Below are 15,628 nucleotides of genomic sequence, written 5' to 3' on the forward strand. Positions count from 1 at the left end.
AGCAAAATTCAGGCAGCGATCGCCCTAAACATATGCCGGTCATTTTAACAGATTGTCGCCATCAACCCGGACGCCAAAAGTTATGCTTCAGTGACATGATGCTCGACGATCGTGAAAATTCTATCCAAATCAAATATTCAGAAGCAAAAATTGCCGCCACAAAAAAATTGGGGAAAGTTACACTTTTCCCCAACTCAAATTTAGCGAATCGTCAACTAAAAGCCACCTAAATAAAAAAATGGTAACTGTTATTTCCTTTTAGAAAGCACCCCGATGGTTTTTTAATGGATCCTGCTGGTAGTAGTCAGTGATGACTCAAGTGATTGACATCTAGGTTATTTACCTATGTTCTGATTATGGCAAAGGGATTTACCAAAAGGCAAGAGGGTTATTGCAAAAACCCATTTTTTTTACTCCCATTGGATAAATCAAACCTTTTTTGCAAGAGTTTTGTACGAGATTTTAGCCTATCATGTTTTCTCAAAAATCAGCGTGATCGATCAGCAAATCACTCCAAATATTTTTTCTGAGTCAAAATAAACAAATAACCAGAAAACAAACAATCAGGTTTCTGACAAAAACCTGGTTGTTTGTCTATTTCCATGATGACAAAAAACTTGCTGATGAGGCGATGAAGCGATCGCCGAATAATTTTTGAGAAATAATTTTTCACAAATAAAGCATCAACAGTGAAGAGTAAATTGCCGAATCTCTTCCCTGAATATTGTTTTGAAAAAAAATTGAGAAAAAGATGACCCTGATGGCATAAATTGCTGATGGCTTGGCTTTCTCTAATCAGAGACTATCCCATAACCTGATACTTGATTCAAGTTTAGGAGTCTCGGATTTATGAGGTTAATTAAATTATCCCCATTACCATTGACAAAAAGCAATAGGTCTATTGCAATTACCCACATTTTGACCCAATCAACAGATGATTGCAGGGGAAATGAAAGGTGAATTCTGACCCAATCAACAGATAATTGCAGGGGGAATTTAAGGCGATCGCCCCCCGGAGGTATATCCCCATAACCCTAATTAATAGACAAAAATGCTTTCCCAAGCTAAAAAGCCGATTGGCGCTCTTATCGGGGGGTTGGGGGGATCGATCCGTCCTGTTTGCCAGAATTGTCTAATCATTATCCCCGCTGATTGAGCGATCGCCGAAACTGAAAATCATTAAGCGGTGCGATAGGCAATCACCGCATAAAAAGGATCTCCTCCAGCCATCCCGAAAAACTGAAGAAAACTCGGCACCTCCGATCGCACCGCAATCACTTCAGGAACGCTAAATTTTTTAAATCCTTGTACGGAATTAAAATAGCCTTTCACCAACTCAACCCGATTCGCCTCCGAACCATCTCGCCATGCTTGAATCGCCTTGTGGTAAAACATCCGATTAGAAAAACTCACAATCGCCACCCCACCGGGTTTGAGAATTCGATGAATTTCGTGAAACACCGCTTCTGGGTATTGTAAATACTGCACCGAAACCGCATTCAACACCGCATCAAAACTTTGATCGGGTAAAGGCAGTTGAGGATTTTTATTCAAATCCTGCAAAAAATAATGATCAAAGCGGGTATTTTTTGCCAGTTCAGCCTGATTCAACCCGTGACCTTCTACATGAGAAAAATCCATCTCATCGGGCAAATGGGAAACCCAGCTACTCATCAGATCCAAAATCCGAGTATTCGGTTTTAGACGTTCTCGATATACATTGGTCAGTTGGTCGATAAACCCGTCATCCACATGGGTGACAAATCGGGGATAGGAATAAAACAGCGTATCATCAGACTCGTCTAATTTACAACGTTGAATCGGTGCAAGCAACATGAGTAATCAGTCAAGGTAAAAACAATGAATAATGATTTTCTATTTTATATAGAAATTTACTGGTTGAGTGTTGCTAAGTCCAGTTCAACCAGCACCAGAAGGGATTAGAACAGTCAATGGCGGCGATTTGCCCAAGGAAAATCAAGGGAACAAGATCGCCTTCTTGACCAGGGAATTAACCCTAGAGAGAATACACTTGACCATCCACCAACAAGCGGCTAATTCCTTTTGCCTCCAAATAGGGAGCCGTTTTTTGCAACATCCCCCCATCGGGAACCTTAATCACCCGCTGATTTCGATTAGAAAATCGTCTCGCCACTCGATGATTATCAAAAACCGGCAAAGTTCTTTGCTGGAATTCATTTAAAGAAATTTTTCCCAGTTCACTAAAATCTCCCAAAGGACGAGTAATCAACTCCCCACCTCGGTCTACCACAATATAACAAGGTCTGGGTAACTCAGCATTTTTAATCGGCAGGACTTCGACGACGGTTTGAGAAATTTTCCGAGGCCCACTAATGTATGGTTCATTATCCTCCTCATCATCCTCATCATCATAGTCGTCATCATCCTCATCATCAATATCATCATCATCGAGCAAATCTTCGCCCAGCATTTCATGTAAAGTGCTGGCTTCTGCTTGATAAATCTCGTCTACATCATCATCACGGGAACTTTCGATCTCTGCTTGATCTAACAGACTCAGTTGAGTGCCAGAATCGAATAACCCTTGTGATTCATTCGTCACCGAAGAACGCTTTCTCGGACGGCGGTTGTCTGCGAGAGGTGATACTACCTCTAATTCAGGGGCTGTCGGGACTACACGGCCCGATCGCTTCTCTTGAATTAGGGTTTCATATTCATGCTCAGATAAACTGCTTTTGAGGATGCGGCTAATCGTCGAACTACTCACCCCATAGCGACTAGCCAAGGTTAAAGTAGTTTCTCCCGGCTGTCGATAAAGTTCGATGATATCGCATTTGTCAGAATCAGATAATTTTCGAGAACTCATGCCGCCTCTGTAGTTAAGAGAATCTTGTTGCTATTACCCAATTAATATAATTTGCGCCACGCAGCGCGGGATCTTTCAATATAATACCAAACGGAAAAAGTTAATTATATCAAGATTTTATCTCAAATAGAACATTGACATCTTTATTTATACTTGTCATTTCTCCGAAAGTCGTTTGTCTCTCTACTGTAGGGGCGAATGGCCATATAGTCTTACGACTAATGCTTCGCAATGGAACCCCTACAGACCGTTCCCCGTTCCCTCAAACCAATAACCAATAACTAATAACCAATAACCAATGACATTACGACAAGCTATTAGCTTTGAGCTTTCACCTTTCAGCCGCAGAAATCTGGCTGAGAAGCTGAGAAGCTGACCTCCCGAAAAAAATAATCCGGAGATCAAAATCTCCTGATCGGCAGGAAATCTCACACTCCGGATCGGCAATTCAAGGACAATTCAAAGATCGGATCAACTAGAAGAGGAAGATCCACCTCGTCGGCGTCGGCCTTGACGGGAACGAGTGGAAATGTGATATTCCAAAACCGCACCAATACCAAACAGCACTGGAGAGAAAATCCAAAACACTTCCAAAAGGTTGCCACTTTGATAATTTTCAATCGATCTATCGGCGTATTTAAACCACATATCCGCAATATAAAGGGAAAAAGTCGCTGCGGCGATCATTTGCCAAGATTGGGAAAATTTACCGCCCCAAAAGGCCAAAAGCAGCGCTGTGGCAATAATCAAGAGAAATACATCAGCGACTACATAAAATAGTCCTACATAGTAGGAATATTTGGACAATTCGGTATCAATGGCCAAGATGATCCTTGGGGCAGTGGTGGAAAATTCGGGAATGACCGCTTCAGTTGCAGTCAAAGCACCTTCTGTGGGCATAGAAACCCAAAAGGCGAAAGCAATACCGAGGGCGGCAATTCCCAGTAATACTGCCCACTGCCAAATTTCCAGGTTGACGCGCTTGGAGAGAACTGCCAATACCATGCCCCAACCCAGACAGATATAGGTAATCAGAAAAAATATATCTCCCAAAGTCACATCTGGCTGTAACTGCCAAATTAGTTCCCAGCAGCCAAACAATATATCGCCGATCGCGTATGACAGCAGCCCGATCCCAATTGCCAGCCAAACCGTCCGTCCGCTGACCACCTGTGGAGAACGCCAATTTCTCAAACACAGAATGCCTCCGGCCAAAAATGCGACCACTTCAAAAATCAAAGTACCAATTGAATACCAAAGCGGTCGTTCCTCACCGGGAGGAGTAACACTGAATAGCAGAAAAAACAACAGAGCAAAGACCGCCCAAGCAATGCCGGCGACAATCAAATTTTGGGCTGATAGCAACGGTTGAGAACTGCTTAACTTTTCTGAGCTTGTACGCATAGGACATCCCAAAAGGTTAACTCGCTGTTTGCGGATCGCAAAGACATATGAATGGATATAACTTTGCGGTTCTCGCTTCTTCAGGCGGAATCCAGGATCGGGTTCAGATCAATCCTATTTGTCCTGGGAGTTCCGGATCAATTGTTACAGATTGTGATTTAATCTGTTCCCCAGAGCTTACCTAGGGGATATTGATTCATCCAATCAACAAACTGCTTGCGCTCACTTTGTTGCAAGTCTTCCAAGGCATCAACGGCTCCAGCAGTAAAGCTGTCATTGCCAAAATATTGTTTGCCAAGATTAAAGAGTTCTTGCAACAAGGTAGTTATATGATGCTCCTGCCATGCGGGCATCTTGTCTTCTAAAGGATTCATCTCAAGTAGCTGACTCACCGCCTTGGGAGAATCGACTTGGGGGAATTTCCACTTTTGCATGATTTGAGCAATGTCCTTCTGAAAGGCAGAAGCTTGCCGGTTGCCAAGCAAATCTTCAATATCGAAGTACACCGCTTGCATTAGTAGTAAAGAAGCTTGGGTCAACACGGCGGTAGATGCCGTTCCAGCCCCGCTGGTGTCGTCACCAAGTTGTTCTATTTTTATTTTTCCCCAAACACTGTATCTGTCAGGCTCTTCGAGCAGGACACAAGCTTTCCCACGGTTATCAGTCAGATCCCGCCAGAAAGCTCTTGCCTCTTCCGCTTGAGCCGCACCAAATACGTTAATCAAACGAAAGCTTTGACCTTGATAGTTCAGAATTGGAATCTGCTGACCCGTTTTGGGGTGCTGAACACTAGAGATTTCAACATCCTGCCGTTTCAGAATAAACATGACACTGCCAATTAAATCTTTGTGGCTTGCCTGGGCTACAATAGCCCTTGGGTGTTCCCGCCTTCGCGGGAATGACAAGGTGATTCTCTGGACAGTCGCCTGCGCCTGAGACGTTTAATCAGTGAGAGGCGGTCTGCCGGAGAATGTTGTCTCCGTCGGCTCACCAATGGATTGATGATTTTACGGAGACAGTTGCCTGATTCATAATTTACTGCTTTACTGTACATTTATCACTATCTTGGATCAGACTGTTCTCAGTTCCCTCCTGGAGGCGATCGCTCATATTTTTGATTTCTTAGACCACTATGGACATATTTTGATACCATATATTAATGTGAAAGGTATCGCAAACCTTGTTTGATCTTTTTTTAGATCCAAATTGGCGAAAATCGTGATATACTATACCAGCACGATCGCTTGGGTGCGTAACTCAGATGGATAGAGTAGCGGACTTCTAATCCGTTTGTCACAGGTTCGAATCCTGTCGCACCCGTTCAAAATATCTGGAAACCTTGATAAACCCGCTCATGGGCGATCGCGACTATGACCAGACTATGACCCCTATCGGCGATCGGTTCAATGGCTTGCCCCTAGATAGATCCCTTGATAGAGCGATGCCATGATCAGGGGAAACTATTCCCATATTCCCGTAAATACCCTTGTTTTGCTGTATTATGCTCAAGTGCTAATCAGTGAAATATAGGTTAACGGATAATATTATCAATGAAGTTAACCCTCTACAAGCCTTATGCTGTAAGGAAATAATTTAAAAGCCCGTGACGAGGATTGAACTCGTGACCTCACCCTTACCAAGGGTGTGCTCTACCACTGAGCTACACGGGCGCTGGTACTTTAAACCAGGTTTAGAAATATAAATAAACCCATATTTGGTTTGTGGTGGGCCGGGCTGGATTTGAACCAGCGTAGGCGTAGCCAGCGGATTTACAGTCCGCCCCCATTAACCTCTCGGGCACCGACCCTTTTGAACCCACAGTTATATATCCTAGCACAAAAATTTTGAAATGCAACTGTTTTTACAAAAAATTTTTTTTTGATAGTTCCCGGGCGCTGATTAAATCCCTGGATGATTTCTTCAGAGAGGATGGTTTGATGCCCGCAAAGGCTGATGGTTAAGGCTTGTCGGCTTGATTGCCCTTAGTTCGGGCAGAACGCCCCGATGATGATTTACTCGACTGACCAGATTGGGTGCGATCGCGCAAGGGAAAATCACTTTCATCATAGATTTCCCCCACCAGTTCTTCGAGAATATCTTCTAAGGTCACTAATCCCACGGTGCCACCGTATTCATCCACAACAATGGCAATATGGAATCGTTGTTGGAGCATTTCCTTAAGTAAATCCGCCACCCGCTTAGTTTCTGGAACATAAACCGGAGGATCCATTAATTCCGTCACCGGCAAACTGGTGCCGAATGAAGCGGATGTAGAGGGGCGATCTCCACGATCCGCTTCTCCTTGCCAATTGCCCAAATAGGGTAAAGCTTGCTTCAAATGAACCACCCCGACAATGCGATCTTTCGATTCTTCTTGGACGGGAATCCGAGAATATCCCGTCTCCAGACACAAATCAACCAAATCTTCCACTGTGGCTTGATGGGAAATCGTCCGCATCTCAATCCGAGGTTTCACCACTTCTCTGGCACTGAGGCTATCCAGCATCAGGGCTTTGTTCAAGAGTCGATGTTTATACAAATCTAACTGACCCTTGCCCCCCAGAATTTCGATCATTAACTGTAAATCTTTAACCGACTCCCCTGGTTGTACGGCGTTGCGTTGAACCAAATTAATGATCGTCTGAGTAATTTTTTCCAAAAACTGGACAATTCCAAAGGCCGAGAGGAGTCGGGACAAACCATAAACTGGGGGAACGGCCAGTTTAAACAAGGGAATCACATTATTGATAGCCAGAGACTTGGGCGTAATTTCCCCAAAAATCAACAACAACAAGGTAATTGCAGCCGTGGCGAGTCCCAACCCCGCAGGCCCTACCCAAATCGCAAAAAGGTTGCTCGTGAGAATCGCCGAAAAATTATTGACCAGGTTATTGCCGATTAACAAGGTCGTAATAAACCGACTCCGTTTATGGAGCACCAGAGTAAAGATCCGGTTGGGGTCTCCCTGTTCTTTGATTAAAGCTCTCAGTTTCAGATTATCCAGCGCTGTAATTGCGGTTTCCGATCCAGAGAAAAAAGCCGAACAAGTCACCATCAAAACCAAGACCCCAAGATCAATCCAAATATTGCCCAAGAGGGGGCGGATTTCTGAGGCAGCTAAAAGGTAAAACGAAATCGGGGAAGAAATCACTTTGGCCGGTGAATGAATGTGCAATTATCAATCTTAATCAAATCAGTCCTGAGAAACTGGAAATCTGTGTGTTCAGTTTATCCAAAGTCGTTCAATGGTCAGGTGGGTTCAGGGAAGATGCTCGAACTGCGTTCACGAAGTGTCCCGGAGGGAATCACTGAATTGTGAGCATATCTTAACAAATGACTACACTCTCAAGATCCAGCCACCGACCATCCTCACCATTACCTAAGTGACTATTTCTTGGCCTAAGCTTATCACTAAAATGAGAAAAATTTCTGAGTAAGTAACTTACGTATCAATCAAAACAATTAAGCAAATATCACCGAACAGGACGATGTTGCTGCCAGATAAATCTGGTTAATTCATGGAAATTATTGAAATTATTGAATTTTACAAATCTTGTCGGACAATTAGTGAGACAGATTTTTTGCTGATATGCGCTCACTTTTGCCACTTTTTTATGCCATGCCATAAAAATCACTTAAAGTAGAATTAAATTCAGAAACCGGGTTTCTTAAGCCTGCCCCCGCAGAGGCGAGGGTTAAGTTTTGCTTGGGTGGCAAGAGTTAACCCTTTCAACCCGGTTTCTTGAATGGTCAAAGATGATGGCGATGCCGAATCTAGTCGGAGTAGCCGGGAAGCATTTTAATTAAATGAGTAGGCAGCTTGGACAGCCCAAGCGATTAGGCAGCCAATGCTGCCTAAAATGATTACAGCGGATAGAGCGATCGCCCCTTGGCGATCGGCTCCGTCAAATTTCATAATTCCTCGGTTAAAGTCTGACATGGCGGATTTGCTCCCATAAGGGAAAAAATTTCAGAGATTGTACAGCGCAGACCGGCACAGACAATCGCTGTCTGAGTCTGCGTAGCAATCTATATAATTGATTTTACTTCAGGATTTGGGCAGACTGCTGCATCATCCTTGAGTAAATTTCCCCAGTAACCTTCCCAATCATAGAGTGTAATTTACCAAACAGGCATGAAAATCTTGCTTGTAGTCAAACCAGTCTTGGTGTATTTTGGTTAAGATATATGAATGAAGAGCAAAAAAGCTCCATTTGAGGCAGATATTATTCATAGACAAGCCGACTGCATGGGCAAAAAGCCAATTATTGCCATATCTCACTTAGGATGCGAAAAAAATCGCATCGATACAGAACATATGCTCGGTCTGCTAGTATCCGCTGGCTACGAAGTCGATGCCAACGAAGAACTCGCAGACTATGTAATCGTAAATACCTGTAGTTTTATTGAAGCCGCCCGGGCTGAATCCGTTCGGACCCTGGTGGAACTGGCGGAAGACAATAAAAAGATTGTGATTACCGGCTGCATGGCCCAACACTTCCAAGCAGAATTGCTCGAAGAATTGCCAGAAGCAGTAGCCGTAGTCGGTACAGGCGACTATCATAAGATTGTTGATGTTATTACTCGCGCTGAAGCAGGAGAAAGGGTTAAAGAAGTTTCCGCCGAACCCACTTATCTGGCTGACGAAACGGTTCCCCGTTATCGCACAACTCCTGAACCGTTTGCTTATCTACGGGTAGCAGAAGGGTGTGATTATCGCTGTTCTTTTTGTATCATTCCGCATTTACGCGGCAATCAGCGATCGCGCCCCATAGAATCGATTGTCGCTGAAGCCGAACAACTGGCATCCCAGGGGGTGCAAGAGATTATCCTAATCTCTCAAATCACCACCAACTATGGCCTGGATCTCTACGGGCGTTGCGTACTAGCCGAACTACTCCGAGCCATGGGGAAAGTAGATGTACCTTGGATTCGGATTCACTACGCTTATCCCACGGGCTTAACCCCCCAAGTGATTGCGGCGATCAAAGAAACTCCCAATGTTTTGCCATATTTAGATTTACCACTTCAGCACTCTCATCCAGAGATTTTGCGAATGATGAATCGTCCTTGGCAAGCTGGAGTCAACGATCGCATTCTGGAAAATATTAAAACAGCGCTACCAGAAGCGGTAGTCCGCACCAGTTTTATCGTCGGTTTTCCGGGGGAAACCGAAGAACACTTTGACCATTTGTGGCAATTTGTCCAACGCCATGAATTTGATCATGTCGGGGTCTTCACCTTTTCACCGGAAGAAGGAACCCCAGCGGCTCACTTATCCAACCAAGTTGCTCAAGAAACGATGGAGGAGCGTCGGGATGCGCTGATGCGACTTCAACAACCCATATCTTTGCAGAAAAATCAAGCAGAAGTTGGCAAAATTGTCAATGTTTTGATTGAACAAGAAAATCCCCAAACTGGAGAATTTATTGGTCGTAGTCCCAGATTTGCTCCAGAAGTCGATGGACTGGTTTATGTGCAGGGTCAGGCGAGTATTGGGGAGATCGTCCCGGTACTTGTCACCGGCGCTGATGTCTATGACTTATATGGTGAAGTCGCTTCGGACTAAGACCGGGCGACCATAGCCAACCATTAGCCTAGGCTGAAGGTTGGCAACGTCCAGTGAGTTGCTGAAAACCCAATGAATGAGCCCCTGTACTGGGATGCTCTCATGTTCGATCAGTTCACAACATACATTTTAATTTAATCAATTATTAAACGGTGTTCTGGACTGCAAGCTGGCTCAAAAACCAACAAAAGATGGCAATCTCTGGGCAGTCAATGATGTTAAAGCAAATACTTATTTACTGAAAAGGCTGCAATCAATCAGCCTTGGCTCTGATTCTAATGTTGTTAGGAGATTAAATGACTCTTTCCTTTGAAACTATCGGTATTTCCGAAGCTCGTGTCAATCATTTAGAAAAAATAGGCTTCCAAAACCCAACAGAAATTCAAATTCAAGCTATTCCCCATCTCTTGGCCGGTCGGGATGTGGCAGGAAAAGCTCAAACAGGGACGGGGAAAACGGCGGCGTTTTCTCTACCCATGTTGGAGCGGCTGAGTCCCGAAGGACAGGAAGTTCAAGCACTGATTTTAACTCCGACTCGTGAGTTGGCGGTACAGGTGACTGATGCGATTCGCGATCTGAGTGGAGATCGTCGCATCCGAGTGTTGTCGGTTTACGGAGGTCAAGCTATTGACCGCCAAATCCAACGCTTAAAACGGGGCATTGATATTATCGTCGGCACTCCCGGTCGGATTCTGGATCTACTCGATCGCGGCTGCCTGAAACTGGATCAACTGAAGTATCTAGTTCTGGATGAAGCCGATGAAATGTTGAGCATGGGCTTTATTCAAGATGTAGAACGGATCCTGGAAGCGTCACCCCCAGAACGCCAGACCGCGTTTTTCTCAGCGACAATGGATGACTCGATTCGTCGCCTGATTCAAAAGCACCTGAAGGATCCGGTCACGGTGGTGATTCAGCAGCCAAAAGCGACTCCAAAACGGATCAATCAAGTGGTGTACATGGTGCCCCGTGGCTGGTCGAAAATGCGGGCACTCTACCCAATTTTAGAATTAGAAGACCCGGAATCCGCTTTAATCTTTGTGCGGACACGGCGAGCCGCAGCCGAACTGACCAGTCAACTACAATCGATGGGTTACAGTGCGGATGAATACCACGGTGATTTGAATCAGTCACAACGGGAACGGTTATTAAACCGTTTACGCCAACAGCAGGTCCGTTGGATTGTGGCCACGGATATCGCCGCACGGGGGCTAGATATCGATCACCTGACTCATGTGATTAATTATGATTTACCGGACAATGTGGAAAGCTATATCCACCGCATTGGGCGTACCGGACGGGCAGGTCGCGAAGGCACGGCCATTTCTTTGATTCAGCCATTTGACCGGCGCAAGCTGACCCAAATTGAGCGGCAAGTGGGGCAAAAATTATATATTCGCTCGTTGCCGAGTCGCTCGCAAATTGAAGCACGGCATTTGGAAAAACTGCAAAATCAAGTGCTGGAAACCCTGAAAGGAGAGCGCTTGGCTTCTTTCTTGCCGATTGTTTCTCAGTTGAGCGAGGAGTATGAACCGCACGCGATCGCCGCAGCGGCTTTACAAATGGCTTATGATAAAATTCGCCCGATTTCGGCTCTCAGCGAAAAAGATGATGAGTTAGATGCTGTGGATGAAGAATTTTACAAACAGACATCAACACCTAAGCCTAAATTACGGAAGACTTCTTCATCTTCTTCTAAACAGAAATAGTCTTTATTTCATCGGTTCATCCTGAATTTAGGTAAAAAATTTAGGTAAAAAAATTGCCTGTCCGCATCCATTTTGGGGCGAACGGCAATTTTTTTAATTAATAATGATTAAATTAATTGCCCGTGGCTGAACGTCCTTGTTTGCCCAAACGAACGACTACAAACCAAGTAAAACAAATGGCATAAAACATTAAGCCGACAATTCCTAAAAAGCCCAAAAAACCAGGACTGCTGTTAGCATGGAACATTTCTTTATAGCCCCAAGGAGCATCTAACCAAATGCGACAAGATGGTTCACCTAAAATCATATTTTTAGGCCAAAATCCACAGCGAGTCACGGGAATTTGTAGCAATGCGCCCACGGTCATATAAACGGTCATCGCCCATCGCCAAGCGGTGAAAGAAAGCTTCAAGAGTGAATCGGGCTGCTCTTCAATTTCTTCGTTGAGGTCTACCCAAAACCAAAGAGAAATGGGAATCAAAATCCGAGCGGCGATCGCGGAAATAAAGCTAATCGGTAACGCCGCAATCATTAAATAAACAGTAATCGCTAATAAACTGGAAACTTTCCAATAAATTGTGACTAAATGTTGAATTGCATCGGATTTTACGGTAAATGACCAAATTAGTAATATGAGAGGAATTAGTACGGTAAAAATTACCGCTAATCGGTAGTCCATCCAGACTAGATGTTCCGTTAGGGTCATAATTTTTTAGACAGTAAAATTAGAGATCGATGAGTGGTGACTATCCAGGAATGTGGCAGTTCTCCAGATATTTGACAACCAACATTTCTGAGTCATCAAAGCATAACAATTAAAGCTACAGCTACTGGAAAATCTAAAAATACAAGCAGCTAGAATTTCCGCTCAAGAAATCTAGCTGCTTGTGAGGGTCAGTGATGCCAGGATGATTTAATAAAAAGACTTAAGCCGATTTAGTCATCATACAGCCGACACTCAGCAGCATCGGGATTATCATCACAATATTTTTCAAAGGAATTTTTGGGTTTGACTTGTTTTTGGTGAGATGCTTCAGCTTGCAATTCTTCCACTGCATCCCAAGCTGCTGCACATTCCGCAGAATTCCCTCCATTGACATCACAAACAGCGCGGGCATTTTGAAGTTCTTTTTCGAGTTCCTGTTTGATATCGCTCATAATGTCCTGATTCTCAACAACTTTGGCATTTTAGTCAGGAGAACTGACTAATGATGCTTTGATCCTGATTAATCGCTCCAGAGTGGCTGATTGCCTGACCCTAGAGGCGATCGCTTGTCAGCCCTTTTCCCTGACTTTGAGACGAATGGGAGTCACGGTGACGCTCATTTCATCTCTGGGAACCCAGGGAACGGCTTAGTCAGCCCTAAGATAACTGCTCTTTTTTGGTGATACACCAAACAAAGGATGCCTAAAATTCGCTCTTTTCATCAGGGAATATTGGATCCTCGCGGTTGGCTTTTCTTGTGTACAGTGTATCCGTGAGAGCCACCTTTTACTATATGTTAACTTATGTTACATAGGGATCGTTAAATAGTGATCGATATTTTCTACCAGACTATATATATTCTGTGTAGTTCTACAATAAACCCTAAAAGCAGATCAAGCATTCCTGAAAATAGAGCCAAGAAGAGGATCGAGGATGGAACAGACCCAGGCAAACCGAATGAAGTGGGCAAATGCCTTATCAACCCGTGCGTCTCTGGAAGCCGCACTGAATGAGGTCATAGAACAAGCTGAACAACAATTAGACGGATCGGCGTCTTTGGCTTTGATCTTTATTTCTTCAGCCTTTGCCAGTGAATATTCCCGGGTCATGCCTTTGTTACGGGAAAAACTAAAAAGTCAGCCCAAGGTGATTGGCTGTTCTGGCGCGGGGATTGTGGGGATGTCGCCGGACGGCACAACCCAAGAACTCGAAGGCAAACCGGCGATTAGTTTAACCTTGGCCTATCTGCCTGGAGTCGAGGTGCAAACATTTCATATTTCTGCCGCTGAGTTGCCGGATTTAGATAGTCCTCAGACGGACTGGGTGGATCTCGTAGGAGTCCCTCAAGCCCATCAGCCTCAGTTTGTGCTGTTAGCAGATCCCATGACTGCCAGAATTAATGATCTGTTGCAAGGACTGGATTTTGCTTATTCCGGTTCGGTGAAAATTGGTGGACTCGCCAGTGGTGGAGTTTCCATGAACTCCGTGGCGTTGTTCTGCCACGATCGCATATACCGAGAAGGGACGGTGGGAGTAGCTTTGATCGGTGATATTGTGATTTCGACGATTGTGGCTCAAGGGTGTCGTCCCATTGGTGAACCCTTCCGAGTAGTTTCGGGCGATCGCAATATTGTCACGGAATTAGAATCGACGATCCATACAGGCACCCCCCAGTCACCCCTAGCCGTGCTGCAAGAACTGATCGAAAGTCTTTCCGAAGCAGATCGAGAACTGGCACAGCATTCTTTATTTGTCGGGGTGGTGCGGGATGAGTTTAAACAAGCGTTGGCACCGGGAGATTTTTTGATTAGAAATTTACTTGGAGTCGATCCCCGAAGTGGTGCGATTGCCATTGGCGATCGCGTGCGAACTGGGCAACGGATTCAATTTCATTTACGAGATGCGAAAACTTCCGCCGAAGACTTGGAAATGCTCCTGTTGCGGTATCAAGAACAAAGCTTTAAAACCAATGCCGTCGGGGCTTTAATGTTTTCTTGTTTGGGACGGGGACAATACCTCTATGGTCAGCCTAACTTTGATTCCAAACTATTTCACAAATATCTGTCTAATTTGCCTTTGAGCGGATTTTTCTGTAATGGCGAAATTGGGCCGGTTGGTGGCAGCACTTTTCTCCACGGCTATACCTCAGTGTTTGGCATCTGCCGCCAACCTTGACCGGGATGATCTTAGAGAAACTTCACCCCACCCCAGACAATTGCCCGATCGCCCTTCAACGAGGCGCGTGCAGTTCCAAGGTGATGTTGTTATCTTTAATCATCGGTTGCCCATTTCCGTTTGTGCTGCTGAAACTTTGGAAATATTCACGCACTTTAGGGGGAAATTGGGGAAAATCACACCAAGCATCTCCGCAGGCAATATCTGCCCAAAAGTAACGCAAAAACGGGGCGAATTCTTCGCAGAGTGGTTGGGGCAAACTCAACGGCGGAACCGATAACAGCCGCATCATAAATGGGTAGCTGCGATCAGCCATTAATTGACGTGATTTCGCCGGCAGATCCGGCCAAGCGGGGAGGGACTCCACCCGATGGGAAGCAATCTGTAAAGTCTGTCTTCCCCTGGCATCAGTTCTAAACTCTAAAATTCTATAGGGATGGGGATAACTGACTAAAGACCCCGTAGTCACATCGTACAAACCCTGCTGACAAGCAATATGTTGGGCGTGTAAATGGCCTGTAAATACTAACTGCACCCCATATCTTGCCAGGAGTTGTCGGAGTTCCCCCGCATTATCCAACATATACCGCCGCCCCATCGCATGGTTGGATTGGTCTGGTAAATGTTCCACCACATTATGATGCACCATCACCAAGACGAGTTCTTGGTGTGCATTGGCTCGGATCAAGACATCTTCTAGCCATTGCAATTGTGCTTCGTCCAGTCGCCCTAGTTGATTGCCTTGGGCATCGAATATATTAGAATTTAAGGCAATTAATCGGACTCCAGGGAGCATTTCACAAGTGTAATAGAGGGATTCAGGATTCTCGTAACCAGATTTTTGGTAGTAGTGGCCAAATTCTGTCCAGCCAATCGACTGATGATTTGACTTTAAAACAGGGATATCGTGATTGCCCGGAATCACATAAACCGGAAAAGGCAAACGAACTAACCGAGAAGCTAACCAAGCATGGTTATCTGGCTCCCCGTGATGGGTTAAATCTCCTGTCAGTAAGAGAAAATCAATTTTGGCGTTGGCTTGAGCTAAACGCTCGAATACCAATTCGAGGGCTGGGATGCTAATTTCAATCAGATGAAAAGGACTTTTACTGTTTTCAATGGTATGAGGCAGAGCCACATGAGGATCGCTGACGATCGCAAAACGAAAATTCAGATTCATTTGTAATTGATTAAAAAAGTTATAATTGGATGATATA

Annotated in this window: 13 protein-coding genes and 3 tRNA genes; 5 read left to right on the top strand and 11 right to left on the bottom strand. The window is 44.7% G+C overall.

All coding sequences use genetic code 11. The features are described from left to right. Nucleotides 1–32: 32 nt before the first annotated feature. Complete coding sequence (locus ABWT76_RS16740; RefSeq protein ID WP_054466942.1) at nucleotides 33–230, top strand: hypothetical protein; 198 nt, start codon at nucleotides 33–35, stop codon at nucleotides 228–230. 949 nt (nucleotides 231–1,179) lie between these two features. On the opposite strand, the gene ABWT76_RS16745 is transcribed toward ABWT76_RS16740, so the two are convergent. The 4 genes from ABWT76_RS16745 to ABWT76_RS16760 all read right to left on the bottom strand — a co-directional run bounded on the left by ABWT76_RS16745 (nucleotide 1,180) and on the right by ABWT76_RS16760 (nucleotide 5,079). Continuing rightward, nucleotides 1,180–1,836, bottom strand: a complete 657-nt coding sequence (locus ABWT76_RS16745) for a class I SAM-dependent methyltransferase (protein WP_054466941.1) — start codon at nucleotides 1,834–1,836, stop codon at nucleotides 1,180–1,182. Nucleotides 1,837–2,017: 181 nt separating this feature from the next. Next, nucleotides 2,018–2,848, bottom strand: a complete 831-nt coding sequence (locus ABWT76_RS16750) for a hypothetical protein (protein ID WP_054466940.1) — start codon at nucleotides 2,846–2,848, stop codon at nucleotides 2,018–2,020. Nucleotides 2,849–3,319: 471 nt separating this feature from the next. Then, nucleotides 3,320–4,252, bottom strand: coding sequence for a hypothetical protein (locus ABWT76_RS16755; protein ID WP_054466939.1), 933 nt, complete (start codon nucleotides 4,250–4,252; stop codon nucleotides 3,320–3,322). A gap of 158 nt (nucleotides 4,253–4,410) precedes the next feature. Further along, nucleotides 4,411–5,079: an Npun_F0813 family protein gene (locus ABWT76_RS16760; protein WP_054466938.1), complete on the bottom strand. Its 669-nt coding sequence runs from the start codon at nucleotides 5,077–5,079 to the stop codon at nucleotides 4,411–4,413. Between the two features lie 419 nt (nucleotides 5,080–5,498). Here ABWT76_RS16760 and ABWT76_RS16765 point away from each other — a divergent pair. Beyond that, nucleotides 5,499–5,572, top strand: a tRNA-Arg gene (locus tag ABWT76_RS16765). Between the two features lie 278 nt (nucleotides 5,573–5,850). Here the strand turns inward: ABWT76_RS16765 and ABWT76_RS16770 are convergent. From ABWT76_RS16770 to ABWT76_RS16785, 4 genes are all read right to left on the bottom strand, one after another. Next, nucleotides 5,851–5,922: transfer RNA gene (locus tag ABWT76_RS16770), tRNA-Thr, on the bottom strand. 52 nt (nucleotides 5,923–5,974) lie between these two features. Then, a tRNA-Tyr gene (locus ABWT76_RS16775) sits at nucleotides 5,975–6,059 on the bottom strand. A gap of 150 nt (nucleotides 6,060–6,209) precedes the next feature. Then, nucleotides 6,210–7,403, bottom strand: coding sequence for a hemolysin family protein (locus ABWT76_RS16780; RefSeq protein ID WP_054466953.1), 1,194 nt, complete (start codon nucleotides 7,401–7,403; stop codon nucleotides 6,210–6,212). 648 nt (nucleotides 7,404–8,051) lie between these two features. Beyond that, nucleotides 8,052–8,192, bottom strand: coding sequence for a hypothetical protein (locus tag ABWT76_RS16785; protein ID WP_054466937.1), 141 nt, complete (start codon nucleotides 8,190–8,192; stop codon nucleotides 8,052–8,054). Between the two features lie 309 nt (nucleotides 8,193–8,501). Between ABWT76_RS16785 and rimO the strand changes: the two genes are divergently transcribed. Both rimO and ABWT76_RS16795 read left to right on the top strand, forming a co-directional pair. Beyond that, nucleotides 8,502–9,821 carry a 30S ribosomal protein S12 methylthiotransferase RimO gene (rimO, locus tag ABWT76_RS16790; protein WP_190879262.1) on the top strand — a complete coding sequence of 440 codons (1,320 nt, stop codon included), beginning with the start codon at nucleotides 8,502–8,504 and terminating at the stop codon, nucleotides 9,819–9,821. A 296-nt stretch (nucleotides 9,822–10,117) separates the two neighbouring features. Continuing rightward, complete coding sequence (locus tag ABWT76_RS16795) at nucleotides 10,118–11,530, top strand: DEAD/DEAH box helicase (RefSeq protein WP_054466936.1); 1,413 nt, start codon at nucleotides 10,118–10,120, stop codon at nucleotides 11,528–11,530. A 112-nt stretch (nucleotides 11,531–11,642) separates the two neighbouring features. On the opposite strand, the gene ABWT76_RS16800 is transcribed toward ABWT76_RS16795, so the two are convergent. Both ABWT76_RS16800 and ABWT76_RS16805 read right to left on the bottom strand, forming a co-directional pair. Further along, complete coding sequence (locus ABWT76_RS16800; RefSeq protein ID WP_231636809.1) at nucleotides 11,643–12,236, bottom strand: DUF3177 family protein; 594 nt, start codon at nucleotides 12,234–12,236, stop codon at nucleotides 11,643–11,645. 230 nt (nucleotides 12,237–12,466) lie between these two features. After that, on the bottom strand, nucleotides 12,467–12,688 hold the full coding sequence (locus tag ABWT76_RS16805) for a Calvin cycle protein CP12 (RefSeq protein WP_054466935.1): 222 nt from the start codon (nucleotides 12,686–12,688) through the stop codon (nucleotides 12,467–12,469). Between the two features lie 505 nt (nucleotides 12,689–13,193). Between ABWT76_RS16805 and ABWT76_RS16810 the strand changes: the two genes are divergently transcribed. Then, nucleotides 13,194–14,411, top strand: coding sequence for an FIST N-terminal domain-containing protein (locus tag ABWT76_RS16810; protein WP_082348890.1), 1,218 nt, complete (start codon nucleotides 13,194–13,196; stop codon nucleotides 14,409–14,411). A gap of 55 nt (nucleotides 14,412–14,466) precedes the next feature. Here the strand turns inward: ABWT76_RS16810 and ABWT76_RS16815 are convergent, their stop codons facing one another. Next, the gene (locus tag ABWT76_RS16815) at nucleotides 14,467–15,591 is read right to left on the bottom strand and encodes a metallophosphoesterase (protein WP_054466933.1); all 1,125 of its coding nucleotides are present in this window, start codon (nucleotides 15,589–15,591) and stop codon (nucleotides 14,467–14,469) included. Between the last annotated feature and the right edge of the window lie 37 nt (nucleotides 15,592–15,628).

Source organism: Planktothricoides raciborskii GIHE-MW2, assembly GCF_040564635.1.
In the GTDB taxonomy this organism is placed as follows: domain Bacteria; phylum Cyanobacteriota; class Cyanobacteriia; order Cyanobacteriales; family Laspinemataceae; genus Planktothricoides; species Planktothricoides raciborskii.